This is a genomic window from Streptomyces sp. NPDC101194, assembly GCF_044767885.1.
In the GTDB taxonomy this organism is placed as follows: domain Bacteria; phylum Actinomycetota; class Actinomycetes; order Streptomycetales; family Streptomycetaceae; genus Streptomyces.
On the sequence record NZ_JBIWOS010000011.1, the window covers coordinates 277817 to 303090 of the forward strand.

Below are 25274 nucleotides of genomic sequence, written 5' to 3' on the forward strand. Positions count from 1 at the left end.
CGAACGCGGGGCGCCCCGGCCATTCGCGGCGGAGCACCCTGTCGCTTCCGGCCTTGCTCGGCCACCCGCCGGTCAAGGGGTGCAGCGCCGCCCAACCGGGAAAGGACTCGGCGGGCTCGTCGACCGGGTCCGCCCGTGTCAGGGCTCCGCCGGCCGGGCCGGGAACGCTGCCGCCCCGTCCGGCGTCGGGGGCACCCCGATGCGGCGCGCGCCGAGACCGGCGAGGACGTCCGCGAGGGTCGCGGCCGTCTCACTCGCGGTGCAGGTGCGTACCTGCGCCTTGTAGTCCATCAACCGGTCGACGAACAGCTCCAGGCGCTCGTGGTCCGGCAGGGTGCGGCCGCGCCGGTAGGCGCGTTCCACTGTGACGGCCGGCTGCGGAGCGAGCGCCAGCGCGTCCCGTACGCGGCCGAGCGCCGTCTCACGTGCGGTCACCGCTCCCCCTCTTCGATGTCGTGGACGCCGCCCGACACGGCGTCGGCGAGGATGCGACGCCCCCCTTCCGAGGCGTACCACTCGCAAAAGGTGTGCCGGGGCGGTGCGGGTGTGTCGCGGCTGTCGCTCCAGCCGTCGAAGGGCGGCGGCAGGTGTGAGATCTTCCCATCTCGCCCTGCGGCGATCCGGCCGAGCCGGGAGGCCGGCGTTGTCAAGCTGCTGGTGTGGCTGGCGTGTGAGGTTCAACGTGGCGCGCGGCGGATCGGCGGACCTGGACGACATGGACCGGCTCGCCCGTCGGGTGCACGACCTGAGCGGCTGGTACACCGATGAGCCGCACCGAACGCGTCGGGCGGCTCAGCCGGGCGTCGGCCATCGGCACGGCCAAGCGCCGTGCCCGGGCCCCGGGGCGACAGCCCGTCCCATGGCGCGTACGGCGGGCAGTCGACATCTTTCGTCGTTGGCCATCGCGACCAACGGCTGACGCTGAGCGGGTTGAGGGGGTTTTAACGTAGCCGGGTGACTCGTGTGGAATCTACGGCCCTTGAAGCATCGGCTCGCCAGGCACTGGCGGCGAGGCTGCGTTCGGCGACCCTGCGGCTGGCCGCCCCGGGCAGGGCTCTCTTGGCTCCCGGAATGTGGTCTCCCTGGCGCGTCGTGGGCGAATCACTGCTGAGCGTAACTTTTGGGCTGCTGGGAGCAGGTCTCGCGGCCCTGGGCCACGGCGGCACCGTACGGATCGCTGCCGCCGGGCTGGCGATCGCGGCGCTGTCACTTTTGCGCCGGACGCTGCCCGCGACCGTGCTGCTGGTGACCGCCGTCGGCTCTGTCCTGTTGGGCGGTCTCGCTCCGTTGGTTCTTGTCGCCGCGTGGTCGGCGGGGCGGCGGATCGACGGGGTCGGCAAGGCCGTCGGCATCTTCGCCCTCGCATACATTCTCAACCTCGGCCTGGCTGTCGTGCAGGCGCTGCCTTATCTCTCACTGCCCCGCTTGGTCTTCAGCGTCTTGTGGCCGCTGGTCGCGATCATCGTGCCCGGCCTGGCCGGCCGCTACCGGTCGCAGCACCGCACGCTGACCGACACGCTCCGGGAGTACGACGCCCAGCAGCAACGCGAGCGCGCGTTGATCGCCGGACAGGCCCGGGCGCGGGAGCGTCAGCGCATTGCGCAGGACATGCACGACAGTCTCGGTCATCAGCTGGTGCTCATCTCGGTGCACGCGGGCGCGCTGGAGGTGGACCGCGAGCTGACCGGACGGCAGCGGGAGGCAGTGGGGGTGCTGCGCGAGGCGTCGGTGGCCGCGATGCACGAGCTGCGCGAGGTGATACAGGTGATGCGGGAGAGCACGGAGGCCCCCCACCCGGACCGCGCTACCTCAGGCGCCGCGGCTGCGGCGACGGAGGACACCACGGCGCTGTCGCGCGGGGTGGCGGGCATCGAGGGCCTGGTGGAAACGTCCCGGAGCGCGGGCGCGGCCGTGGAGCTGCGGCACTCCGATGAGCCGCGCCCGCTCCCTGCGGCCGCTGATCACGCGGCGTACCGCATCGTCCAGGAGGGCCTGACCAACGCCCTCAAGCACGCCCCGGGCGCCCCGATCACCGTCGAGCTGCGGTATGAGCCGGACTCGCTGGTCGTGGAGGTCGCCAACGGACCCGCAACCGGGACGACGGACAACGGCCGGGACGTGGTGAGCGGCGGCCAGGGGCTGACCGGGCTCGGTGAGCGGACCCGGCTCATCGGGGGCATGGCGCACGCGGGCCCGACGGCGGACGGCGGCTTCCGGCTGGCGGGCGTGCTGCCGTACACATCGCCGGAAGGTGGTGTCCCGAGCCCGGAGCCCGGCAGCATGGCGACGACGTTCGTTGATCCGACGAACACCTTTTGGCAGCAGACCCCGGGGGACTCCCTGGACGAGGGTGGTCCCGTCATGAACGGGAACGGTCTGAAGGAGCTGGCCAAGGCGATGAGCAGGAAGAACAGAAGCGGCATAGCCGTCGGCTGCGGGATGGCGGTACTGATCCCTCTGCTGCTGGTGATCGCCGCCGTCGGCGTCGGAGGGTACGTCCTCCTGGACAAGGCGGAAAAGGCCAGGATCGAGCCGAAGCAGTACGACGCGGTGAAGGTGGGCCAGTCCGAGGCAGAGATTCGCGAGCAGTTGCCCAAGGAGAACTCCTTCGTGACCGACGGCCTGGAAATGGGTGCGCCGCCCGTGCCCAAGGGGGCGAAATGCCTCAGCCTGACTTCCACGGAGTCCAGCAGCAATCCGGACATGGAGTCGGTCTTCCGGTTCTGCTTCAAGGACGGCAAGTTGATCGAGAAGAAGTCCTTCGAGGTGAGGAACTGAGGAGTACCGGGCGCTCGATCAGGGATGATGGTGAGTGACCTCAGGTAGACACTCAAGGACCGCGCAGGGGATTCATGATCAGGGTTCTCGTCACGGATGACGAGCCGCTCATCCGGGCAGGCGTCAGGATGATTCTCTCCTCTGCCGACGACATCGAAGTCGTCGCCGAGGCTGGGAACGGCCGTGAGGCGGTCGAACTGGCCCAGACCCGCCGCGTGGACGTCGTGCTGCTCGACATCCAGATGCCGATCATGGACGGACTGACGGCCCTGGCCGAGCTGCACCGGACCGTGCCTGACACGCGGGTGCTGATCCTGACAACCTTCGGGGAACAGCAGAACGTACTGCGCGCCCTGACCGAGGGCAGCGTGGGTTTTCTGCTCAAGGACTCGGCGCCCGTGGAACTCATGCGCGCAGTCCGGGCTGCCGCGGCCGGAGACGCGTACCTGTCGCCGGGTGCCACCCGCCGTGTCGTGGACTCGTTGGCGTCCGGCCAGAACGCCCACCGTGCCGAGCAGGCCCGCCGCCGGCTGGAGGCGCTGACCAACCGCGAGCTGGAGGTCCTGGCGCTGTTGGGTGAGGGCCTGTCCAATGCGGACGCCGGTCGGCGGATCCATATGAGCGAGGCCACGGTCAAAACATACGTGAGCCGGATCCTGACCAAGCTGGACTGCGAGAACCGAGTGCAGGCCGCACTGCTGGCACGAGACGCCGGCCTGGAACCTGATCACACCACTCGATGACGTTGATGCAGAGCCCGCTGCGGGTGGGTCTCAACGGACAGGTCCGAGCCTCACGTGTCGCCTGGCAGACCCTCTCACCGGAACTGACCCGGGCCCACCTGGGGTTGTCTGGACAGAGAGGGGCGTTATCAAGTTGAGGAGGGAGGTGTGATGGTCTTGGTGTAGGTCGTTGTGGGAGGGGCTGGTCGTGGACGCGCCGTCGTACGAGGGCTACAGGTTCCCGGCCGGGTGATCGGTCACGCCGTGTGGCTGTATCACCATTTCCCGCTCTCGTACCGCGAAGTCGAGGAACTCCTCCTGGAGCGCGGCATCACGGTCTCCTACGAGACCATCCGGGCCTGGTGTGCCACCTTCGGTCCCACCTACGCCGGGGAGCTGCGCCGCCGTAACCGCGACCGGGCGACAAGTGGCACATGGACGAGGTGTTCATCAAGGTCAATGGGCGGATGCGGTACCCGTGGCGGGCTGTCGACCAGGACGGCAACTCCTGGACATCCTGGTGCAGAACAAGCGCGACACCGCAGCGGCCAAGCGCTTCTTCCGCAGGGTCCTCAAGGATCTTGGGTATGTGCCGCAGGTGGTCGTCACGGACAAGCTCCGCAGTTACGGCGCCACCCACCGCGAGGTCATAGCGTCGGTCGAACACCCCCGCACCGGGTATTGCAAGGACGTTCCCAGCAGGTCGAGCGCGTGCCCGACCGACAGCACGTGGTATAGCGCCGGACCGGCACCGATGAAGCCGTCACCGTCCGCCGCAGGCAGCGGCTCGCCGAACTCCGGCACGAGACCGGTGAGCGGGTCCTGGAGCCCGGCCAGTCGCCGGACGTGCTCGTCGGCGGCCGACTGCTCCGGGGCGGTGGCCAACAGGAGGTCCGCGATCTCGACAGCGTCACAGTGCGCTCGCACCGTGGGTAGCACGCCTGGACGGTCGACGTAGCGCTCACCGTCCCAGCAGCAGCCGAGGATCTCACCGGCTTGAGCACGAGCCTTGTCCGCGAACCGGACCAGTGCATCGCCAAGACAGCCGATACCGACCGCGGGCTTGCCGGTGGCAGGTACGCCTGCAGATCCGCCGGCCCGGGGCGGCCGGGGACCGGTGTCCCGCCGGTCGCGCAGGGGCCGGGCCGGGTTTCCGGCAGCCACCGTCCACGGCGGCAGATCCTTGGTGACCACCGCTCCGGCGCCGATCACACAGTGGTCGCCGATCGTCACTCCATCCACCACGATCACATGGGAACCGATCCACACGTCGTTGCCGACCGTGATCCCCACACTGGTGTGGGGCTGCTGATAGACCGGCAGGTCGGGAGCCACGGAGTGGTTGAAGCCGAGCAGCGAGGAGTAAGCCCCGATCCGCACCGCGTTGCCCAGAGTGCCCCTGCCGCGCACTGTTGAACGGGTTGAACGTGCAGTGCTGACCGGTGGTCACTTCGCCGGTGACATAGGCATGAGCCGCGATGTAGGAGTCGGCCCCGAGGTCAAGCTGCTCCGGAAACACCGCTGCGGACTCCGCGACGTAGCACCGCTCACCGATCTCATTTTCGCCACAGATCGACCGCTGCCGCTCCCGTTGCTCGATCCGCTGCTCTTCCGACGCCTCCTTGGCAAACATCCAGGGCAGGTAGTCGAAGCGCCGCCGGAGGATGTCAGTGGAACGATCCGCCACCGACGCGACCGGAGCAGAGGCGCCCGGACTGCTGGCCGGGTCCGCAGGAGAAGGCGATGAAGGCGCCACGGCATTCCGCAGCCTTCGCGGGTCCAGCCGGTGAACGTCCGCACGTGGACGGCGGTGATGCCCTGGGCGGGGCCGCCCTCGCTCTACGCAACCGCTTCACCGACACCCGCGGCGCCCTCGCCCCGCCCGGCCACCCGGCCCCCGAACAGCACTCGAAGCGCTGGCAGCCGGTCGTGGTGACCTCCCTGGGCGATCCCCCATCCCGACACCCCTGATGACATGGCCGTGCGGAGCGCTGCCCGGCCAGGACATCCCGGCACCAGCCCAAAACGCCCTGGACGTGCTCCCACTTGCGGCGCAGGCTCCGCATCGGAACATCGCTCACGTAATGGTGCTGCTCCAGCGTCCGGTCGACGGGTGGGGGCTGACCGTCCGGCACCAGGCGACCTCCTGGCACTCCCCCGGACTGCTCACCGTCGTCGGCGGCTGGCTGGAAGCGGACGAGAACCTCGACGCGGGCGCCGCACGCGAGCTCAACGAGGAGACCGGCTGGAGCGCGGCGAGTTGGTGGGCAGCGACTCCCCCGGAAAGGCCGCTGCCTTCGGCCGCCTCGTGGCCGCCGCCGAAGAACTGCTGCGCGAGACCCAGGGAGATACCCACCATGCACCGACGCTCCTTCATCCTGCTGTCCGGAGCCGCCGCCACCGCACCGGCCCTTGACCTGCTCATGGGAGGAGCGCCTACACTCGCCGCAGCCCGGGACGGAGACAAAGTGTCCCCGAAGCCGGCCGGAACGGTCGAGCACGCCGTCCGGCAAGCTCAGCGGAAGTCGTCGGCGTGGTCGACGGCCCACTGTGCGTATTTGTGCGCCGGCGTGCCGGTGATCTTTTCGGCGATGACGGAGGTCGGGGCCGGGACGCCGTCGGCAGCGGCCCACTGACTCACGATCGCCTCGGCCACGACAGGATGCATTGTTCTGCCCACGTCCGCGCGAGCCTGCTCGTCGGAGACGTGTTCGACCCGGATGCGGCGGCCGAGGGCCTCGCCGATGTACTCGACCTGCCGTTGCAGGGTCAGGGACTCGGCTCCGTAGACGGTGTATGCCTGGTGCGAGTGACCCGGTTCGGTCAGGGCGGTCACCGCAAGCGCCGCGATGTCCTTCTCGTGCACCGGCGCCGACTGTGCGAGCGGATAGGGAAGACGGACGACTTTGTCCGTGCGGATCGATTCTGCCCACCAGGTGCGGGTGTTGATCGCGAACGTCCCTGGCCTGACGAACGTCCAGTCCATGCCGGACCGTTGGATGGCCTGCTCGATCGTGCGGTTCAGGCGGGGGACCGGGTGGTCGGCGCCGTGGTTCACGACCGACGCTGACGAGAGCAGGACCACCTGCCGGATCCCCGCGGCCGTGGCCACCGCAGCGACCTTCTCGATGTCGTAGGGCTTCTGGGGGTCGAGCATTCCGTACAGGAACATCTTGTCGGCGCCGTCGAGCGCCGCGGGCAGCGTCTCGGGACGGTCCAGGTCGGCGGCGACGGCCTCCCACCCGGGCGTCGAGCCCGAGGCGGGGGTCCTGCTGACCGCTCTGACCTGCTCACCGGCGGCCAGCAGGCCATCGGCCACGTGACGAGCGACGTTACCGCGAGCGCCGAAGACAACTGCCACCATGATGGGGCCTCCTGTTGGGTGTGGACCTGTTGGTTGTGGATGTGAATGGCCGCACAGCGGCGATGCCGAGTGGGTGGGCGGTGAGGGTCTGCCGTTGTCGGTGCGAGCGCCTAGGCGGGCCCTCCGGTCGCCGCTCAGGGCTGGATGTTCTCCAGGTCCTCCAGGAGGCTGAGGTGCTTCGGCTCCCAGCCGAGGGTCTGCCGGGTGCGGGCGCTGGACGAGGGCTGGTCGTTCGCGAAGATCGGGCCGAGAGGGCCGTACGTCTGCGATGGCACCGACTCGACCGGCAGGCCCAGCCGTCGGCCGATGACCGCGGCGATGTCACGCACCCGGTCTCCCTCGTCGGCCACGGCGTGCCAGGAGGTGCCGGCTTCCGCCTGTTCCAGCGCGAGCCGGAAGAGGACCGCCGCGTCGAGCGCGTGCACGGCGGGCCAGCGCTGTGTGCCGTCGCCCGGGTAGCCGGACACTCCGGTCCGGCGTGCGATGTCGGTCAGCAAGCTGGCGAACCCGCCCGTGCCCTGGTCGTGGACCGTGCGCGGCAGGCGTACGGCCGTGCTCCGGACCCCGCGCGAGGCCAGGCCCAGGACCGCCGTGACGGCACGGCCACGACCACCGACCGGCCCGTCGGTCGGCAGCGGGTCGGCCTCGGTGGAGGCACGGCCCGTCACATGGGGCGTACCCGAGCAGGTGACCAGGGGCCGGTCGCTGCCGACGAGTTCCTCGCCGAGGGTCGCAAGGGCGGCACTCTCCTCGGCGACCGCCTCGGCGACGGCGTCGGGGCTGCTGAAATCGTTGGCGAATGCCAGGTGGATCACCCCGTCGGCCTGAGCGGCGCCGGAGCGAAGGACGTCCAGATCGGCGAGAGTTCCCCGGAGAGGCTCCGCGCCGGCCGCCTCGGCGGCCAGCGCGGAGGCGTCGGAACGGGCGAGCGCGAGGACGCTGTGGTCATTGCCGAGCAGTTCGGCGACGACGGCGGAACCGATCAGACCAGTGCCACCCGTGACAAAGACGTGCATGGAGCTCTCCCTCAAGTGATGGGACTCTTGTCCCGTCACACTAGCAGGGTGATGGGACAAGAGTCCCATCACGTATGATGGGGCCATGGCTCGATGGGAACCAGGTGCACGCGAACGTCTCGTCGTGGCCGCAGTCGACCTGTTCACCGAGCAGGGGTACGACGCCACGACGGTCGCGCAGATCGCCGAGCGCGCCGGGGTCACCAAAAGCACCTTCTTCCGGTACTTCCCTGACAAGCGAGAGCTGCTGGTGGCCGGACAGGAGACGCTGAGCCGGCTGCTGACCGAGGGGATCACCGAGGCGCCCGATGATGCCAGCCCGCTCGAGGCGGTCGCTGCCGGTCTTGAGTGCGCGTCGAGGGCGATGGGTCCCATGAATCGCGAGCTTGCCCCGCGCCTGAAGGCTGCCGTCGCCGCCAGTGTCGAGCTTCAGGAGCGTGACGCCCTCAAGACCGTCAGCCTCGCGGCCGCGATGACGACCGCCCTGGTCGCCCGCGGCCTGTCCGACCCGGCCGCGGCCCTCGCGAGCGAGCTGGGCGTCCTCGCCTTCAAGCGTGGGTTCGCCGAATGGTGCGAGGGCGACCGTGACGGCAAGGACGAGCTCACCGGGTACGTCCTGGCGGCCCTGGACGAGTTGCGTACGGTGAGTGCATCGCTGGGCTGAGCAGACAGATCGTCCCGCTCATCGGCTGGTTGCGCATCGACCTGTCGCTCGTCAGGCCCGCAGACGCAGCCTGGCCGCGGCCGAAGCCGATCCGCTCCTATGACCGCGGTGTGCTGTCCGAGCGCCATGTGGCGAGACGAGGGTGCCCCGGCAGTTCGGCGCGGCCGGTGGCCCACAACAGGATGAGCCAGGGATCCACACCGCCCGGAGCCTCTGGAAACAGACGGGCGAGCACCCGCGAGCAGAGGGCGGAGGGCGGGATCCACCAGCAGCGCGCTGCACGCCTCCAGCACTTGCACCAGGCCGGCCGGACCCTGCGCTTGCCGAAAATCTCGTCCGTGCAGGTTATGCGGCGTGTTCGTACTCGTGGAGGATGCCGCCGAGGCGGTTGTGTCGTCGTACGTCGAGGCGGGCCATCCTGGCTGTATCGGTGATCGGCGCGGGCAACGGGTACAGCGGGCGGGCATTCGCGATGCCCTGGTGGGGCCGGTGTCCGTTGTAGAAGTGTTCGAACTCGCGTAGGACGTGGAGCAGGTGACGCTGGTTCCAGACCGAGGTGCGGTCCAGGAGCTCGCGCCGGCAGGTCTGTACCCACCGTTCCATGAACGCATTCATCCGCGGCATCCGGACGCCGGTGACCACGACCTCGATCCCCGCGTCCTCGAGGATGGCGTCGAACAGGGCGGGGAACTTCCTGTCCCGGTCCCGGTCCCGGAGCAGGAACCGCACCCGCAGGCCTGCGTCCTCGAGGTCCATGGCGAGGTTCTTCGCGGCCTGCGCCACCCAGGCGGCGGTCGGGTGAGCGGTCGCGCCCAGGACCCGGATGCGCCGGTTGGCGTGCTCGATGACGGTGAACACGTACAGCCGCGTCCCGGACAAGGTGACTGTTTCGAAGAAGTCGCAGGCCAGCAGGGCGTCGGCCTGGGAGTGAAGGAAGTCGGACCAGGTCGTGGAGGTGCGTTCGGGTGCCGGATCGATACCGGCCTCCTTCAAGATCTCCCATACCGTGGAGGCGGCCACCTTCACACCCAGGACGAGCAGTTCGCCGTGGAGGCACCGGTAGCCCCAGCTGGGATTCTCTCGCGCCAGGCGCAGGACCAGAACGCGGACGGGGTGCACCGTGCGCGGCCGTCCCGGGCGTTTGGGCCAAGAGGCGGCGGCGTGACGGCGCGCGAGAAGGTCGCGGTGCCGGCGCAGCACGGTGTCGGGGCGAACCAGTAGCCGCACCCTTCGCAGCACATCGCGCGGGAGCCGGTGCAGCAGCGCGGCCAGGAACGCCCGATCGCTTGGGGTGAACCGCACCTTGTCCTTTCCGAGTTGTCGCTCCAGGACTGTGATCTGGTGGCGTAGGGCCAGGATCTAGGCGTCCTTGTCCCGATTGCTCAGCGGGAGCAGGCGCAGCATGGCGAACGCGTCGGTCACGCCCAGATAGGCCAGTCGCAGCAGCACAGCCGGCCATTATGCCGTGATCCTCGACAGCCGTGCGAGAACGCCGGCTTGACCGACCGTGCTCGACATCTCGTGCCATCTCACACACCTGCTTCTACAGGGGGGATGAGGTTGCCGGCAAGGGCACCTCTCGGCACGGGCACTGGCGAGACGCCACGGCGTCACCTGGCGAACCGTCCGGGCCGCGCTGGACGGTCACGATCCCCGCCCCCGCAAGCCACTCCCTTGCCGGCCGACCGGCATCGACCCCATTCAGCCCCTCATCAACGCCATGATCGAGGCCGGCCACGGTCCCACGCAGATTTGGGTGCAGCTCATGGACGAGCACGACACCTCGATCTCCTACGGCATCATCAGGCGCTCCGTCCACCACCAGACGCTGACGGACTGGCGCCGACAGACTCTTGTCTCAGTAGGGTCGGGGACTGGCGCGGTGGCTTCCGCTCCGTTTCCAGCCCCCGCCGCTTCAAACCGTGCGTGCGGTTCTCCCGCACACGGCTTTCCGACATCGTTCACCGACTGGCATGCGCCGTCGCCCTGTGCACGTTTCCGGTAAGGCGGTAGACCCCGAGCCGGGTGATCCATTCGTAGGTGAATCGGGTGGTCCAGTTCCGGCCTCGGAGTCTGTGTTTTCGGCTGGCGAAGATGGCCAACCGTTCGTGGACGTAGCCGTCGACCGCGTTGAACTTCCGTCCGGAGTTCCCGTTGCGGAAGTACACTGCCCAGCCCCGGAGCACGGGGTTGAGGTCGGCGACCACGGCGGTCACTGGCCGTTCGGTCTTCGAGCGGGAAGTGGCTGCGCGGACCTTGTCCCGCAGCACGTTCATCGCTCTCGTCGAGGGCCAGCGTTGCAGGTAGAACCTGCCTCGCCATTTCCACGATTCGACCTTCCGGTGGTGGAAGCCGAGGAAATCGAAGTCCTGCCCGCCCCGGGCGAGGCAGGTGATCCCGGGTTTCTCGGGGACGACGAGCTGCTCGTTGTCGAGGCAAAGGCGCCATCGAGTGACCTCGAATGGCGTCAGGGAAAGGGCCCCTACAAGAACAAGATGGTCCAGCAGTGCACCAAGGAGTACGCGCGGACGATCATCGAAGCGATGAGGGAGCGTGCGGAGAAGTCCCCGCGGGACGGCGAGTTGGCGGACCAACTAGAAGCGGCGCTGAACCAGGGCAAGCTCCGCTACGTCGTCGTGAAGGCGAAGGACAGCGGTAGCTCCTACGGCGGCGCCACCCTTCGGGAATGCTCCATGTAATAGCCCGGAGCTGCGTGCGTGCCCTTCCTCCAAGGGCACGCACGTACCGATCCTCCCGTCAGAGACCCACGCCCATCAGGGCGTTCTCTTCCCACCGGTCCGCGCCCTCGAAGTAGCCCTCCATTGCCTTGGAGTGGGGCACCCATCCGCCCCGTGCGGCGATGACGGAGCGGTGGTTCTTGGCCCGCTTGGACTCGATGGCCAGACCGCGGCGCGGGCTGTAGCCGGTGTGCCGCACCCCCGTGGCGGCGCGCACGGAGGCGTCGGCGACCAGGCCGCCGATACGCCGCGGCGAGAGCGGGATGCCGATGGGCTGAAGGGTGTGCGGGTCCAGGGCGCAGAACAGGGGGCGTCCGGGTCGGAGAGACCGGCTTCGTCCAGGGTTTCGAGCCACATAAGTGCCTGGTACTCAGCAGCCCTCCCCCGTCGAGGGGAACCGTCGAGCACCTCGATCACCTGCTTTTGTTCGGCGTCCGTCAACTTGGCGAACGACTACGTCATTGCATTCAGGCTTGCGCCCCTGCCCGGAGTCACCGCTCACCCGCAAGGTCAAGATCGCGATTGCCCTGCCCCTGAGCAACGTCCGTTGCCTCGCTGCGGCGCCAGGGATGCGCAATCGGGCCGGCCACGGCCCGCCACCAGGGATCGAGGGGAAGCGCTCCCGCAGGCTCGAAGGGCTCGCCCGGCCGGGGAAATGCGGCCGGCTGCTCGGCTTCCTCAGCGGCATCCTTGGTCCACTCACCAGGCTCTGCCCACGGGTGCAGGGAAAGATTGAACGTGCCCCAGTGGATAGGCATCATGACGCCGTGCGGCTTACCCCCTTGCAGGTCAAGGTGCGCCTGCACCCCCTGGGCGGGCGTCATGTGAATATCTGGCCAACCACCGGGCAGCGGCGTATAGTCCGTGTGGTTCTTGGGCCAGTACTCGGAGTACGCGCCGATCTGGATCATCGTGGCGTCGAAGGGCCCGTGTTCGGCGCCGATTTCCTTGAAGCCCGGGAAATACCCGGTGTCGCCGCTGTGGTAGATCCGGTGCTCGGGCCCCGCGACGGCCCAGGACGCCCAGAGCGTGTGTTGCTGGTTGCGCAGGCCGCGGCCGCAGAAGTGCCGGGCCGGGGTGGCGGTGAGACTGATCCCGGCGATCTCGGTCGTCTCGTTCCAGTCCAGCTCACGCATCCGGTCGGTGGGCACGCCCCACCGTTCCAGATGGGCGCCGACGCCCAGCGGGACGACGAACACCGTGTCCGTGCCCGCGAGGGTCCGGATCGTGGGCAGATCCAGGTGGTCGTAATGGTCGTGGGAGATCACCACGGCGTCCACCGGGCCGAGCGCGGCGAGCGGCAGGGGGACGGGGTGCAGCCGCTTGGGCCCGGCGAAGGCGAAGGGCGAGCAGCGCTCGCCCCACACCGGGTCGAAGAGCACCCGTCGGCCGTCGATCTCGGCGAGCACGCTGGAGTGGCCCATCCAGGTGAGCCGCAGCCCGGTGGCGGGCGGCTCGGCGAGGTCGGCGTACGTGGTGGCGTGGACGGGCACCGTGCCGACCGGCGCCCTGCGCACCCGCTCCTCCTTGCGGAAGTAGAGCTTCGCGAACTCCAGGGTGGATCCGGACGGCCTGGTGCGCGCCCCCACCGGGTTCTGGAAGACACCGTCGACGAAGTTGGGTGAGCGGCGGATGCGCTCCATACGGGCACCCGCCGGATCGGCGCCGAATGCGGCGGGGCGCAGCGTACGCACTCGGGTGCGCAGCGGGAGCAAGGGGTCGGCGCCGGTCACATCATCTCCTGAGGGAGTCGGTGTCGTCTCATTATGGGCGGGGGGTACGACCGTGCGAGTGCGGTACGACCGTCGGACGGACGGCCGGACCGGACACCGTCAGCCACGCGGCTGCCCGTACGCGCGCTCGACGTGCAGCCTCAGCACCACACGCCGGTCCCGGACCATCGCCTCGCGGTAGTCGTCCCAGTCCGGGTGTTCGCCCTGGACATCGCGGTAGAGCGTGATCAGTTCCTCCACCGTGGCGTCGTGCGGGTCGGCCGCGACCGGGGACAGTTCGGCCGCACCGTCCACGACCGTCCAGGCCCAGCGGTCCGCACTGGTGACGTGGTAGCTCGCCCGCGGGTCGCGGCGGAGGTTCTTCGTCTTCGCCCGGTCCTCGGTGATCGAGACACGGACGACGCGCTCCTCGGGGTAGTAGAAGTGGTTGACATTGGACAGCTGGGGCCTGCCGTCGCGCCTGAGCGTCACGAGCACGCCGCCGCTCTCCTCGCCGAGCAGCCCGAGCAGCGCGTCCTGCTGTGCGTCGATTCCCGTCATGCCGAATCCAACGTCTGTACCCGCCACAGGATTCCGCATCCGGCCGCACTCCCATGTCACATCCGGGGCGGCCCCGTACGTCCCACCCGTGAACACAGCCGCCGACGGCGTCCCTCGGGCCGCCGCACGGCATCCGAGCCGTACTGAAGGAGACCGGCCATGACGAACGCCCGCATCTCGCTCGACCCGCCCCGCACCCTCCTGTTCCGCGCCGTGTCGTGGTACTCGAACCGTGCGTACGGCGAGGTCATCGATCCCGTACGGGTCAGCGCCCACCACACCGGGGTGCTGTGGGCCGGAAGCCGGTTCGAATGGGCGGTAAGCCGCTGGAAGAAGCTGGACCCGCAACTCAAGGCGCTGGCCGTCATGACGTCCGCGGCCACCATCGGATGCAGCTGGTGCATGGACTTCGGCCATTGGGAGAACCACCGCCACGGCATGGATCCGCGCAAGCTGCGTGACGTGCCTGTGTGGCGCGAGAGCGAGGCGTACACCTCGCTGGAGCGCGACGTCATGGCCTACGCGGAAGCGATGAGCGTCACACCGCCCGAGGTCGGGGACGAGCTGGTGGAGCGGCTGCGGACCGCGCTCGGTGAGGCGGCGCTCGTCGAGCTCACGACCATGGTCGCGGTGGAGAACATGCGCTCGCGCACGAACTCCGCCCTCGGACTGACCAGCCAGGGCTTCAAGGACCGGTGCGAGGCGGAACCCCCCACGAGCCGACCGAAGCAGTCCGGCCACTGAACGACCATTCAGCACAGGCTGCATTGACACGAGCGCCCCCGCCTCTCGATACTGACCGACGGTTCAGTAAATCGACTGGTCGGCACCGACCTGTCAGTGGAGGGAGGCCGGGTGTCCGGGCAGCCGAGAAGCACATCGCCGACCGGTGGCGAGGCCGTGGTCCGCGCCCTGGCGGCCCACGGGGTCACCACGGCGTTCGGGATTCCGGGAACGCACAACCTGGAGATCTACCGGCATCTGACGCGGTACGGGATCGCTCATGTCACGCCCCGGCACGAACAGGGCGCGGGGTACGCGGCGGACGCGTACGCACGGGTCACCCAGCGGCCCGGCGTGGCGATCACCACCACCGGGCCGGCGCTGCTCAACATCACGGCCGCTGTCGGACAGGCGTATTCGGACAGCGTGCCGCTGCTGGTCGTGTCCCCCGGGATGCCGTTGCGCCACCCGCGTCAGTCGACCGGTCTGCTGCACGAGATGCGCAGCCAGTCCGAGGCACTGCGTGCGGTCGCGGCGTTCAGCCACCGGGTGTCGACGATCGAGGAGATCGGCTCGGCGGTGGCGCGGGCGTTCACCCTGTTCCGTTCGGGACGCCCGCGTCCGGTCCATGTCGAGGTCCCGCTGGATCTGCTGGAGACGGCGGGGCCCGTGGGACCGGTGAGGCTCACGCCACCGCTGTCCGCCCCGGTCCCTGCCGGACCCGCGCTCCGGGACGCGGCCGAGGTCCTGCGTGCGGCACGGCGGCCCGCGCTGGTCCTGGGCGGAGGGGCGCGGTCCGCGTCCGCCGCGTGCCTGGCGCTCGCCGAGGCGCTGGCCGCCCCGGTCGTCACCACCGCCAACGGCAAGGGGATCGTCGAGGAGACGCACCCGCTCTCGCTCGGGGTGTCGCTGCACAGCCCCTCCGTGCAGAAGTGGCTGGCGCGCTGCGACACGGTGCTCGCGGTCGGCACCGAGCTGGCCGAGTCCGACCTGTGGTCCGCGCCGCCGCCACTGGGCGGCACGCTGATCCGGGTCGACATCGACCCCGCCCAGATGTACGCGGGACCGCCCGCCGATCTGGCACTGGTCGGCGCGGCACATCCCACGCTGGAGGCCCTGCGCGACGAGCTGGCGCGGGCGGGTACCGGCAGCCCGGAGGTACGGGAGAGTTCCGCCGCGGTACGTGAACTGCGTGCCGCGCGGGATGCCGAAACCGCGCGGCGCGACGTCCGCTGGGTGCCGTATCTGCGGGCAGCGCGGGCCGTGTCGGCCGCCGACACGATCTGGACCTCGGACAGTGCGCAGTGCTGCTACTACGGCGCGCTGCCCCATCTGCTCATCGGCCCGCGCGGGCGCTATCTGCACCCGACCGGCTTCGGCACGCTCGGCTACGCGCTGCCCGCCGCGATCGGCGCGAAGACGGCGTACCCCGGCCGGCAGGTCGTGGCACTCAGCGGGGACGGCGGACTGCAGTTCTCCGTCCAGGAGCTCGCCACGGCAGCCCAGCTGCGACTGCCACTGCCGGTGGTGGTGTTCGACAACGGGGGCTACGGGGAGATCCGCGACGAGATGGCGGCGCGCGGCGACACCCCCACGGGCGTGGATCTGCCGTCCGTCGACCTGCCCGCGCTGGCGCGGGCGTACGGCGGCCACGGCGCCCGTGCCGACACCCCCGAGGCGCTCGCCCGCGCCCTGTCCCGGGCCCTGACGACCCCTGGGCCCACCGTGATCGCTGTGACCGAGGAGACCCCCCGATGACGACACCTGCGGTGTCCCGCGCCACTACCCCGTCCGCCCCGCTGATCTCCCTCACCTGGACCGACCACATCACCGGCCGTCAGGGCCATCTGGTCGTCGACCGGCTGGTGCGCGGGGTCTCCAGCGGCGGGCTGCGGATGCGGGCGGGCTGCACGCTCGACGAGGTGGTCGGGCTGGCCCGCGGCATGACGATGAAGGAGGCCCTCCACTTCGACGTCGACGACATGGGCGCCCGCTACATACCGCTCGGCGGCGCGAAGGGCGGCATCGACTGCGATCCCCGTGACCCCGAGGCGTACGGCATTCTGGTGCGCTATCTGCGGGCGGTGCGCCCGTACATCGAGAACGTGTGGACGACCGGCGAGGACCTGGGCCTCACCCAGGACATCGTGGACCGGGCGGCGGCCGAGGCCGGGCTCGTCTCCTCGGTCCAGGCCGTCTACCCACTGCTCGACGACGAGACGGCGGCCCGCCGACGGCTCGCCGACGCGTTCGCCGTCGAGGTCGACGGCATCGGGCTCGACGAACTGGTCGGCGGCTGCGGGGTCGCCGAGTCGGCGCTCGCGGCGCTGGACCGGGCGGGCGTCCCGTACGGGGAGGCGAGGGTCTCCGTACAGGGGCTCGGCACCATGGGCGGGGCGACGGCCCGGTTCCTGTCGCGGGCCGGGCTGACCGTGGTCGCGGTGGCCGACATCAAGGGCACGATCGCCAACCCGGCCGGCCTCGATGTCGAGGCACTGCTGGCCGCCCGGGACGGCTACGGGACGGTGGACCGCGGCGCGCTCCGGGACGGCGACCGGGAACTGCCCGCGGACGCCTGGCTCGCGCAGGACGCCGAGCTACTGGTCCCGGCGGCGGTCTCGTACGTGATCGATGCCACCAACCAGTCCCGGATTCGGGCCCGTTGGGTGGTCGAGGCGGCGAACATGCCGGTGCTCGCCGAGGCGGAGACACTGCTGGCGGCGCGCGGGATCACGGTGCTGCCGGATGTGGTCGTCAACTCCGGTACGAACGCCTGGTGGTGGTGGACCCTGTTCGGTGACATCGACGCGGACGCCGACGAGGCGTTCGGGCACACCCGCCGCTCGATGCGCGCCCTCACAGAACGGATGCTGGACCGGGCGGAGACGGACGGCAGCACCCCGCGGGCCGCCGCCCATGCCATCGTCGCCGACCGGCTGCCGATCATGGCCGAACGATTCGGCTGGTACCGCTGAACCCGATCGGCCTCCGGCCGGACCCGTTCCGGCCGGAGGCCGACGGCCGACGCGTTCGGCGCACGGACGCGCGCCCGATGGGCGCGTCCATGCGCCGTGCCGGCATCCGGGGCCGATGGCGCGGGCCGGCGCTCCGGGCGTCCGGTCTGCCGGGCGCGTGTCCCGTGCGGCTCCGCCCCCGGACTGCCTCCCGGGCGCGTATTCGTTAGGGTGACGCCGTGGGAAGAGTGCGGCTGAGCGTGGCGGAACGGCGCGAGGAACTCCTGCGTGCTGCCGTCGAACAGATCGAGGTACGGGGCGTCGCGGCGGTACGGATCGCCGATGTGGCCGCCGTGCTCGGCGTGAGCAACGCACTGGTCCTGTACCACTTCTCGACCAAGGAAAAGCTGGTCGCGGCCGCCTTCGCGCATGCCGCCGAGGCCGATCTCGCCCATCTGCGCAAGCTGTTGGGCCGCCGTACCAGCGCGGTGCGACGCCTGCGGACCGCTGTCCGCTGGTACGCGCCGACGGGCCAGGCCAAGGGCTGGCGGCTGTGGATCGAGGGCTGGGCCGCCTCACTGCGCGATCCGGCGCTGCGCAATGTGGCCGGCGATCTCGACCAGCAGTGGAAGGCGGAGCTGGCCGAGGTCATCGAAGAGGGCGCCGCAGCCGGTGAGTTCCAGTGCGACGACCCGATGTCCGTGGCCTGGCGGCTGACCGCCCTGCTGGACGGCCTGGCCGTGCAGATGATCTCGTACGCGGGTCCGCTCTCCCGGGCCACGATGCTGGCCTGGACCGACGAGGCCCTCGCCCGTGAACTCGGCATCGACCGGGCGGCGCTGACGGCCTGAACCGCGTCCCGTGAGGGTAGGGCGCTCCGGCACATCGGCTGCCGGGACATCCGGGCCGCCCCGCCCCGACGGGCCGTCGGGCCCCGGGCCGGACTCCCGACGACACGGCTCACCGCGAGCGCCATGCACGCCGGACGGCGGCCGAACCGCTGCCGAGCCGGGTGAGCGGGGCCGCCGCCCGTCAGGTCTGACGCAGGGGCGCATATTCCTTGCCCTGAAGTCCGAACGTCCAGGCCACACCGTCCTTCGCGGTCCTCGTGCCGGGCGGCACCCGCAGCCAGTAGGTGCGGCTGGTGCCGTCCGGCTCCGGGGTGGAGTTGACCACTTCGACCATCACCACGTCCTCGTCGCCGTCCAGCGCGATCCGCCACAGGACTCCCGTCTCGTCCCGGTGTACCGGCTCGGCGCCCGACTCGCCGAGATAGCGGTCGTAACCGTAGAACTCCAGCATCACGCGGCGCAGTTCCGCGTTCTCCTCCTCACGTATCCGTTCGGGGGTCAGAGAGTTCAGTTCCGCGAGGAATTCGGCGGGCACGGGCATGCCGCGCCAGGCGTGGAGCGCGAAGCCGTCGCGGTAGGCGAGCGCCGGGCCGTCCCCCCGGTCGAGCCGTCCCGCCTCGTCCCGGTGAAGTGCTTCCGGGCGCTCGCTGATCACCACGACGCGCTCGTAGGGCCACCACCAGCCCGCGTGTCTGGCCACCTCGGCCAGGCCGTTCAGCCGCTCGCCCCGGCCGTCGAACGCGGCGAGCCAGGCCGCGTCGTGCTGGCCCAGGACCGCGTCCAGCAGCACCAGCCGGACAGCGGACTCGTCCTCGGGACGCTCCGCGAGGTCGGCGACGACACCGGCCCTGATCCGCTCGGCGAGCGCGACCGTGGTCTCCCACAGTTGTGCCCCCGTGGCCGACCACAGGGCGGACCAGCCGGCCGGGCCCAGCTCGTCGTACATCCGGCGCCGCTCCTGCGCCCAGGGCCGGGTCCGTACCTCGTCACGCACCGACCTTCCGGCATCGACGAGCTTCTCGACGGCCTCCACGGCGGCCCTCGGCGAATCCACCCAGACGATCCGCTCCGGCTCGGCCAGTCCCGCGCTGCGGTAGGCGAGCCGCAGCCCGTCCTCGGCGGCGGCCCGGTCCGCCCCGCCGGTCGCCGCTGCCACGCCCCGCCATGAGTCCACGTACTGCATCGGTCTTCCCCGTCCCTGAATCCAGTGTTCGTATTCGGTGTTCGGTGTGCTGTCTTCTGACTGCGCGCTTCACTGATCGGATGCGCCCCGTCGCCGGGGAGTGGCGGGGTGGTTCCCCGTCACCCACGCGTGATCGGGTGAGCCCCGTCACCGAGGTGCTTCCCCCATTCGCCGCCACCGGCCGGGCGGCGGCGTCAGTCCGCGACGATGCGGACCGCTCCCGGCACGTACTCCCGTTGGCGCACCACTCGGTACCAGCCCTTCCCCAGCGATATCGCCGCGTGCTCCTCGTGCACCACCCGGCCGCCTTCGGGAAGATGGAGCAGCATCGGTCCGAACGCCCCCGCCTCGCGCATCAGTCGGCCCGGCCCCTGCACCGCGTGGGCATGGCCGGTGACCTCGCCCAGTGCGAGGATCATGCGCCCCCGGCCGTCCCTCGGTTCACCCGGCGCGTCCACCAGATGCGCGGGCACCGCCGACTCCTCCAACGACACGATCAGTACATCGCCCTGCCGGTACACAGACGTCTCCCCTCGACGGCGGCACCCGCTGTGCCGACCACGGGAAAAACGCTACGGGGAGGGTCTGACAATCGACCGGCGGCCGGCCCCGGTGGGCATCGGTGGACACGTCCCGGACGGTCCCCGGTCGCCGTGTTGTCAGTGCGGCTTGATAAACCTTGCGGACATCAGCCGTCCCCCAGTACCAGGAGCTCAGGGTCATGTCCGGTGTGGACCATCTGCACGAGTTGCTCGGCCTTCCCGCGGTCGACTTCCAGCACGCGACGAAGGAGGCGCCGGTGCAGGCCGCCGACGCGGCGGCCTGGCGCATCTCGGTCGATCCGTACGACGACGAGTCCGAGACGACGTGGGAGGAGGCCTTCCAGACGTTTCTGCAGGTGGTCGATCCCGCCGGTGTGCGGGCGCTGATCATCGGTCAGTGGGGCGAGGCGTACGAAGAGACCTCTTCCTATCCCATCGATCTGGTCATAGCCGCGGCCGACCGGCTGACCTCGCTGGAGGCCGTCTTCGTCGGCGACCTGACCATGGAGGAGGCCGAGATCTCCTGGATCGAGCAGTCGGATGTCACAGCGCTGCTGAGGGCCTTCCCCGGCCTGCGCGAACTGGGCGTGCGGGGCGGCTCGGACCTTGTCTTCTCCCCCTCCGGGCACGAGCGGCTGCGTTCGCTGACCATCGAGACCGGCGGTCTGCCGGTCGGGGTGATCCGCGGCATCCTGGACAGCGAGCTGCCCGCGCTGGAGCGGCTCGATCTCTGGCTCGGTGTCTCCGCGTACGGGGGCAACGCCGGTGTTGCGGACCTGGCCCCGCTGCTCTCCGGCTCCCGCTTCCCCGGCCTCACCCACCTCGGCCTGCGCAACAGCGAGCTGCAGAACGAGATCGCGACGGCCGTCGCGAGTGCCCCGGTCGTCGCCCAGCTGCGTGTCCTCGACCTGTCGCACGGCACGCTGGGCGACGAGGGCGCGGCAGCGCTGCTGGACGGCCAGCCGCTCACCCACCTCGAACGGCTCGATCTGCACCACCACTTCATGACCGAGCCGATGCAGGACCGGATCACCCAGGCGCTGGAACCCCACGGTGTCCGGGTCGATGTGTCGGAGCGCAACAAGCCGTGGGGCGACCGCGGTGCCGAAGGCCGCTACACCTCTGTCGCGGAGTGATCCACGATGACCGACATCGAACACCCTGAGACGTTTCACGGCCTGCCCGTCCTGACCCTGCCGGGGCCGGACGGGGAGGGCATCCCTTCCCTCCCGGCCGCCGACTCCGTCGCGTGGCGGCTGGAGAGTGCCTGGCAGGGCGATCTGACGTTCGCCACGCTGTGGCGGTACTTCATCGACACGGTGGACACCACGCGGGTGCGAGCCCTGCTGGTCGGTCCCTGGTGGCAGGAGGAGTACGAGTCCTTCGCCCCCGTCGTCGATCTTCTGGTCGGGGACGCGGACCGCTTCCCCGCCCTGCGGGCTCTCTTCCTCGCCGATGTCGTCAGCGAGGAGTGCGAGGTGTCGTGGCTGGAGATGGCCGACGTCACACCGGTCCTCGAGGCGTTCGGCGGGTTGGAGGAACTCACGGTCCGCGGGGGCGGCGAGGAGGTGGACGACAAGCGGACGACGCTCGGTCTGCGACCGGTGCGGCACACGTCGCTCAGGAAGTTGAGGTTCGAGTCGGGCGGGCTGCCGGCCGACATCGTGCGGGCGATCGGCGCCTCGGAACTGCCGGCGCTGGAGCACCTCGAACTCTGGCTGGGTTCCTCCTGGTACGGCGGGAACGTCGGCGTGGAGGACCTCGCACCCCTGTTGTCGGGCGGGTCGTTCCCCGCGCTGCGTCATCTGGGGCTGCAGAACAGCGAGATCCAGGACGAGATCGCGGCCGCGGTGGCCTCCGCCCCGGTCGTCGCCCAGTTGGAATCGCTCTCCCTCTCGATGGGAACCCTGAGCGACCAAGGAGCCGAGGCACTGCTCTCGGGCCAGCCGCTCACCCATCTGACCTCGCTGGATCTGCACCACCACTACATGAGCGGCGCGCTGGTGAGACGTCTCACGGATCTGCTCGGTGCCGACCGGGTGAGCGCCGATGCCGACGAGGCCGAGGACTGGGATCCCGACGAGGACGAGTTCCGCTATGTCGCCGTCAGCGAATAGCCCGGCTGCGCCGGTGCCGCGCCTCGTCGTCGTGGGAGTGCCCGGCAACCGCCGGGTCGCGCTCTTCCAGGACGCCGTGCGCGGCGCCGGACTGCCGCCCGCACGGGTCGTCCCCTGGCTCGACGTGCTGCGCGGCGAGGCCGTCTTCCGGCCGGGTGAGACCGTCCGGATGGACTCGCCCGGTGAGGACGACGAGCTGGATCGGCTGCTCCGGGCGGTCGACGATCCGACGAGGGTCGAGGGGACCGCCCTGTGGTACGCCCGGTTCACCGCGGCCGTACGAGCGGTGGCGCGGACGGCCGCCGCTTCCGGCGCCACGCTGCTCGACGATCCCGGGGACACAGCGGTGCTGTTCGACAAGCGGCTCTGCCATGCGGTGCTGGACGTCTCCGGTGTGCCCGTGCCGGCGTCGCCGACCTCTGGGGCGGCCGCCCCCGTGCTGCGCGACTGGGCGGACGTGCGCGACCGGATGGCGGCGCTGGGCATGCCCAGGGTCTTCGTGAAGCTAGCGCACGGCTCGTCCGCCTCCGGGGTCCTGGCCGTGGAGACGGCCGGGCCCGGCCGGATCAGGGCGACCACCTCGGTGGATCGCGACCCGGCCGGCCGGCTCTTCAACTCCTTGCGGGTGCGCCGCTGCACGACGGAACGGGAGATCGCGGCGATCGTCGACGCGCTCGCACCGGACGGGCTGCATGTCGAACGCTGGCTGCCCAAGGCCACCCAGCGTGGCCGCGCGGCGGATCTGCGGGTCGTGGTGGTGGCCGGCCGGGCCACCCACGCCGTCGTGCGCACCAGCCGCTCCCCCATGACCAATCTTCACCTCGGCGGCGAACGCGGCAGTCTCGACGACGTCCGTGCGGCCGTCGAGACCGCGGGCGGCAGCTGGGCGGAGGCCCTGGCCGTGTGCGAACGGGCCGCGGCCTGCTTCCCGGACACGCTGTGCGTGGGCGTGGACCTGCTGCCCATGGCCGGCTGGCGGCGCTTCGCCGTCGGCGAGGTCAACGCCTTCGGTGATCTGCTGCCGCGACTGACCGGACTTCCCGGCAGCGGCGCCGAGGGCCTGGACACCTATGCGGCGCAGGTCGCCGCCGTACTGAACAGAGCAAGGAACCACCGTGCGAACGCCACTGCCTGACACCGCGCCCGTCCTCGCCGAGGCCCGGAACCCGGACATGAGCGAGATCGTGGGCAGCCACGATCTGCTGCTCGTCACCCTCGACACCCTGCGCTACGACGTGGCGGCCGAACTCGCCGCCGCCGGACGCATCCCCCATCTGGCGCGCCATCTGCCGGGCGGGGTCTGGGAGAAGCGGCATGCGCCCGGCAGCTTCACCTACGCCTCCCATCAGGCGATCTTCGCGGGATTCCTGCCGACACCGGTCGGCCCCGGGCCGCACCCCCGGCTGTTCGCGGCACGCTTCGCGGGCAGTGAGTCCACGGCGTCGGGCACCTTCGTCTTCGACACCCCCGATCTGCTGTCCGGCCTCGCCGCAGTGGGCTACCGCACGGTGTGCATCGGCGGCGTCGGCTTCTTCAACCGACAGGGGCCGCTCGGCTCCGTGCTGCCCGGCATGTTCCAGGAGAGCCACTGGGAACCGGAGTTCGGTGTGGCGTCGCCCACCTCGTTCGAGGCCCAGGTCGCCCGTGCCGAGCAGGTCGTCGCCGAACTCCCGGCCGAGCAGAGGCTCTTCCTCTTCGTCAATGTGGCCGCCCTGCACCAGCCGAACTGGTTCCACCGGCCGGGGGCCACACGCGAGGCGGGCGATTCCCGCGCCACCCATGCCGCCGCCCTGGAGTACGTCGACGCCCACATCGGCCGGCTCCTCGCCGCCGCGAGCAGTCGACGCCGCTGTTTCGCCATCGTCTGCTCCGACCACGGCACGGCCTACGGGGACGACGGCTACACCGGCCACCGGCTCGGCCACGAGTCCGTCTGGACCGTTCCGTACGCGCACTTCTTCCTGGAACCGGGGGTCACCGCATCATGAGCCGCACCACGACCGTCGCGCACACCACCCGCCCGTACCAGAGCTATGTCTACGCCTATCCGCACAAGACCGCCTATCGCCCCCTCGCCGAGCGGCCCGCGCTGCGCGAGTTGTGGGCGGCCGAGCGCAAGGACGCGCTCTCGCTCTATCTCCACATACCGTTCTGCGAGGTCCGCTGCGGCTTCTGCAACCTCTTCACCCGGATCGGCGCCCCCGACGAGCTGACGACCCGGTATCTCGACGCGCTCGACCGGCAGGCCACCGTCGTCCGCGACGCGCTGGGCGACACCGATCCGGTGCGGTTCGCGGCGGCGGCGTTCGGCGGAGGCACTCCCACGTTCCTGACGGCGGCGGAGCTGGAGCGGCTCTGCGACATCGCGGAGAAGCGGATGGGTGCGGATCTGCGGTCCGTCCCGCTGTCGGTCGAGACCTCGCCGTCGACCGCGACGGCCGACCGGCTGGCGGTCCTCGCCGACCGCGGGACGACCAGGATCAGCATCGGCGTGCAGAGCTTCGTCGAAGCCGAGGCGCGTGCCGCCGTACGACCGCAGCGCCGCGCCGAGGTGGAGGGGGCGCTGGACCGGATACGTGATGCCCGCATCCCGGTCCTCAACATCGACCTGATCTACGGGATCGACGGGCAGACCGAGGACAGCTGGCGCACCTCGCTGGACGCGGCGCTCGGCTGGCGGCCGGAGGAGCTGTACCTCTACCCGCTGTACGTGCGTCCGTTGACCGGTCTGGGACGGCTCGGCACCGACGGCGAGGCGGCGGCGGACGCCGCCTGGGACGAACAGCGGCTGCGGCTGTACCGCGCGGGCCGGGACCATCTCCTCGCCCGCGGCTACGAGCAGGTGTCCATGCGGATGTTCCGCCGCTCCGACGCCCCCCGGACGGACGGCCCGGACGACTACGCCTGTCAGACCGACGGCATGATCGGCCTGGGGTGCGGCGCCCGTTCGTACACCACGGGTCTGCACTACTCCTTCGACTACGCGGTGGAGATGCGGGAGGTTCGGGCGATCATCGACGGCTACACCGCGACCGAGGACTTCTCACGCGCCGAGGTCGGACGGTACGTCGACGGCGACGAGGCCCGCCGACGCCATCTCCTGCAGTCGCTCCTGCAGGCCGAGGGGTTGCGTCCGGCCGACTACCGGGAGCGGTTCGGCAGCTCCCCGGCCGACGACTTCCGCACCGAACTGGCCCGGTTCGAGGCGCGTGGCTGGCTCGACGCAGCGGCCGGTGCGTCCGGCCTGCTGCGGCTCTCCCCCGAGGGTCTGGCCCACTCCGACGCACTGGGCCCGGAACTCTTCTCCCCCGGCGTGCGGGCCGCGATGGCCGCCTACGAACTGAAGTGA

Annotated in this window: 24 protein-coding genes and 4 pseudogenes; 16 read left to right on the forward strand and 12 right to left on the reverse strand. The window is 70.5% G+C overall.

Annotation, left to right across the window (positions count from 1 at the left end):
- Positions 1 to 189: 189 nt before the first annotated feature.
- Positions 190 to 435: pseudogene (locus ACIRP2_RS32815) on the reverse strand (lactate utilization protein C); the annotation flags it as partial.
- Positions 432 to 638: pseudogene (locus tag ACIRP2_RS32820) on the reverse strand ((4Fe-4S)-binding protein); the annotation flags it as partial. The pseudogenes ACIRP2_RS32815 and ACIRP2_RS32820, both read right to left, overlap by 4 nt.
- 433 nt (positions 639 to 1071) lie before the next feature.
- Between ACIRP2_RS32820 and ACIRP2_RS32825 the strand changes: the two are divergent.
- The 3 genes and pseudogenes from ACIRP2_RS32825 to ACIRP2_RS32835 all read left to right on the forward strand — a co-directional run.
- A complete protein-coding gene (locus tag ACIRP2_RS32825) occupies positions 1072 to 2778 on the forward strand; it encodes a sensor histidine kinase (protein ID WP_404256717.1) in 1707 nt (568 codons plus the stop codon).
- 74 nt (positions 2779 to 2852) lie between these two features.
- Positions 2853 to 3521, forward strand: coding sequence for a response regulator (locus ACIRP2_RS32830; RefSeq protein WP_404256719.1), 669 nt, complete (start codon positions 2853 to 2855; stop codon positions 3519 to 3521).
- Positions 3522 to 3708: 187 nt separating this feature from the next.
- Positions 3709 to 4167, forward strand: a pseudogene (locus ACIRP2_RS32835) (IS6 family transposase); the annotation flags it as partial.
- Here ACIRP2_RS32835 and ACIRP2_RS32840 read toward each other — a convergent pair.
- The gene (locus ACIRP2_RS32840; protein WP_404256721.1) at positions 4125 to 4910 is read right to left on the reverse strand and encodes an acyltransferase; all 786 of its coding nucleotides are present in this window, start codon (positions 4908 to 4910) and stop codon (positions 4125 to 4127) included. The pseudogene ACIRP2_RS32835 and the gene ACIRP2_RS32840 overlap by 43 nt on opposite strands.
- Before the next feature lie 390 nt (positions 4911 to 5300).
- Here ACIRP2_RS32840 and ACIRP2_RS32845 point away from each other — a divergent pair, with 390 nt between their 5' ends.
- The gene (locus ACIRP2_RS32845) at positions 5301 to 5471 is read left to right on the forward strand and encodes a hypothetical protein (RefSeq protein ID WP_404256723.1); all 171 of its coding nucleotides are present in this window, start codon (positions 5301 to 5303) and stop codon (positions 5469 to 5471) included.
- 113 nt (positions 5472 to 5584) lie between these two features.
- Positions 5585 to 5704, forward strand: a pseudogene (locus tag ACIRP2_RS32850) (NUDIX hydrolase); the annotation flags it as partial.
- 311 nt (positions 5705 to 6015) lie between these two features.
- Here the strand turns inward: ACIRP2_RS32850 and ACIRP2_RS32855 are convergent.
- Both ACIRP2_RS32855 and ACIRP2_RS32860 read right to left on the reverse strand, forming a co-directional pair.
- Entirely contained in the window at positions 6016 to 6864 is an 849-nt protein-coding gene (locus ACIRP2_RS32855) for an SDR family oxidoreductase (RefSeq protein WP_404256725.1), read from the reverse strand.
- 134 nt (positions 6865 to 6998) lie between these two features.
- Positions 6999 to 7880 carry an SDR family oxidoreductase gene (locus tag ACIRP2_RS32860; protein ID WP_404256727.1) on the reverse strand — a complete coding sequence of 294 codons (882 nt, stop codon included), beginning with the start codon at positions 7878 to 7880 and terminating at the stop codon, positions 6999 to 7001.
- 85 nt (positions 7881 to 7965) lie between these two features.
- Between ACIRP2_RS32860 and ACIRP2_RS32865 the strand changes: the two genes are divergently transcribed.
- Positions 7966 to 8544: a TetR/AcrR family transcriptional regulator gene (locus ACIRP2_RS32865; RefSeq protein WP_404256728.1), complete on the forward strand. Its 579-nt coding sequence runs from the start codon at positions 7966 to 7968 to the stop codon at positions 8542 to 8544.
- 345 nt (positions 8545 to 8889) lie between these two features.
- Here ACIRP2_RS32865 and ACIRP2_RS32870 read toward each other — a convergent pair whose 3' ends face one another.
- Positions 8890 to 9846 carry an integrase core domain-containing protein gene (locus ACIRP2_RS32870; RefSeq protein ID WP_404256730.1) on the reverse strand — a complete coding sequence of 319 codons (957 nt, stop codon included), beginning with the start codon at positions 9844 to 9846 and terminating at the stop codon, positions 8890 to 8892.
- Between the two features lie 659 nt (positions 9847 to 10505).
- On the reverse strand, positions 10506 to 10820 hold the full coding sequence (locus tag ACIRP2_RS32875) for a group II intron maturase-specific domain-containing protein (RefSeq protein WP_404256732.1): 315 nt from the start codon (positions 10818 to 10820) through the stop codon (positions 10506 to 10508).
- A gap of 69 nt (positions 10821 to 10889) precedes the next feature.
- Here ACIRP2_RS32875 and ACIRP2_RS32880 point away from each other — a divergent pair, with 69 nt between their 5' ends.
- Positions 10890 to 11243, forward strand: a complete 354-nt coding sequence (locus ACIRP2_RS32880; RefSeq protein ID WP_404256734.1) for a hypothetical protein — start codon at positions 10890 to 10892, stop codon at positions 11241 to 11243.
- 58 nt (positions 11244 to 11301) lie between these two features.
- Here ACIRP2_RS32880 and ACIRP2_RS32885 read toward each other — a convergent pair whose 3' ends face one another.
- The 3 genes from ACIRP2_RS32885 to ACIRP2_RS32895 all read right to left on the reverse strand — a co-directional run bounded on the left by ACIRP2_RS32885 (position 11302) and on the right by ACIRP2_RS32895 (position 13555).
- Entirely contained in the window at positions 11302 to 11637 is a 336-nt protein-coding gene (locus ACIRP2_RS32885) for a hypothetical protein (protein ID WP_404256736.1), read from the reverse strand.
- A 136-nt stretch (positions 11638 to 11773) separates the two neighbouring features.
- Entirely contained in the window at positions 11774 to 13015 is a 1242-nt protein-coding gene (locus ACIRP2_RS32890) for an MBL fold metallo-hydrolase (RefSeq protein WP_404256738.1), read from the reverse strand.
- A 99-nt stretch (positions 13016 to 13114) separates the two neighbouring features.
- Positions 13115 to 13555, reverse strand: a complete 441-nt coding sequence (locus tag ACIRP2_RS32895; RefSeq protein ID WP_404256740.1) for a PPOX class F420-dependent oxidoreductase — start codon at positions 13553 to 13555, stop codon at positions 13115 to 13117.
- Between the two features lie 159 nt (positions 13556 to 13714).
- On the opposite strand from ACIRP2_RS32895, the gene ACIRP2_RS32900 reads away from it, so the two are divergent.
- The 4 genes from ACIRP2_RS32900 to ACIRP2_RS32915 all read left to right on the forward strand — a co-directional run bounded on the left by ACIRP2_RS32900 (position 13715) and on the right by ACIRP2_RS32915 (position 18083).
- On the forward strand, positions 13715 to 14299 hold the full coding sequence (locus ACIRP2_RS32900) for a carboxymuconolactone decarboxylase family protein (protein ID WP_404256742.1): 585 nt from the start codon (positions 13715 to 13717) through the stop codon (positions 14297 to 14299).
- A 111-nt stretch (positions 14300 to 14410) separates the two neighbouring features.
- Positions 14411 to 16036 (forward strand): thiamine pyrophosphate-binding protein, encoded by a 1626-nt coding sequence (locus tag ACIRP2_RS32905; protein ID WP_404256744.1) that lies wholly within the window; start codon positions 14411 to 14413, stop codon positions 16034 to 16036.
- A complete protein-coding gene (locus ACIRP2_RS32910; protein WP_404256746.1) occupies positions 16033 to 17253 on the forward strand; it encodes a Glu/Leu/Phe/Val dehydrogenase dimerization domain-containing protein in 1221 nt (406 codons plus the stop codon). Before ACIRP2_RS32905 ends, ACIRP2_RS32910 begins: the two co-directional genes overlap by 4 nt.
- A 218-nt stretch (positions 17254 to 17471) precedes the next feature.
- Positions 17472 to 18083: a TetR/AcrR family transcriptional regulator gene (locus ACIRP2_RS32915; RefSeq protein ID WP_404256748.1), complete on the forward strand. Its 612-nt coding sequence runs from the start codon at positions 17472 to 17474 to the stop codon at positions 18081 to 18083.
- 181 nt (positions 18084 to 18264) lie between these two features.
- Here the strand turns inward: ACIRP2_RS32915 and ACIRP2_RS32920 are convergent, their stop codons facing one another.
- Together ACIRP2_RS32920 and ACIRP2_RS32925 are read right to left on the reverse strand one after the other, a co-directional pair.
- Complete coding sequence (locus ACIRP2_RS32920; RefSeq protein WP_404256750.1) at positions 18265 to 19266, reverse strand: DUF6745 domain-containing protein; 1002 nt, start codon at positions 19264 to 19266, stop codon at positions 18265 to 18267.
- A 194-nt stretch (positions 19267 to 19460) separates the two neighbouring features.
- Positions 19461 to 19787 carry a hypothetical protein gene (locus ACIRP2_RS32925; RefSeq protein WP_404256752.1) on the reverse strand — a complete coding sequence of 109 codons (327 nt, stop codon included), beginning with the start codon at positions 19785 to 19787 and terminating at the stop codon, positions 19461 to 19463.
- Positions 19788 to 19987: 200 nt separating this feature from the next.
- Here ACIRP2_RS32925 and ACIRP2_RS32930 point away from each other — a divergent pair, with 200 nt between their 5' ends.
- The 5 genes from ACIRP2_RS32930 to ACIRP2_RS32950 are packed head-to-tail and all read left to right on the forward strand — an operon-like array spanning position 19988 to position 25274.
- A complete protein-coding gene (locus ACIRP2_RS32930; RefSeq protein WP_404256754.1) occupies positions 19988 to 20944 on the forward strand; it encodes an STM4015 family protein in 957 nt (318 codons plus the stop codon).
- Positions 20945 to 20950: 6 nt separating this feature from the next.
- Positions 20951 to 21925, forward strand: coding sequence for an STM4015 family protein (locus ACIRP2_RS32935; RefSeq protein WP_404256756.1), 975 nt, complete (start codon positions 20951 to 20953; stop codon positions 21923 to 21925).
- Positions 21906 to 23060 carry an STM4014 family protein gene (locus tag ACIRP2_RS32940; RefSeq protein WP_404256758.1) on the forward strand — a complete coding sequence of 385 codons (1155 nt, stop codon included), beginning with the start codon at positions 21906 to 21908 and terminating at the stop codon, positions 23058 to 23060. The genes ACIRP2_RS32935 and ACIRP2_RS32940 overlap by 20 nt, the downstream gene beginning before the upstream one ends.
- Before the next feature lie 37 nt (positions 23061 to 23097).
- Positions 23098 to 23913, forward strand: a complete 816-nt coding sequence (locus ACIRP2_RS32945; protein ID WP_404256810.1) for an STM4013/SEN3800 family hydrolase — start codon at positions 23098 to 23100, stop codon at positions 23911 to 23913.
- Positions 23910 to 25274, forward strand: coding sequence for an STM4012 family radical SAM protein (locus ACIRP2_RS32950; protein WP_404256760.1), 1365 nt, complete (start codon positions 23910 to 23912; stop codon positions 25272 to 25274). Before ACIRP2_RS32945 ends, ACIRP2_RS32950 begins: the two co-directional genes overlap by 4 nt.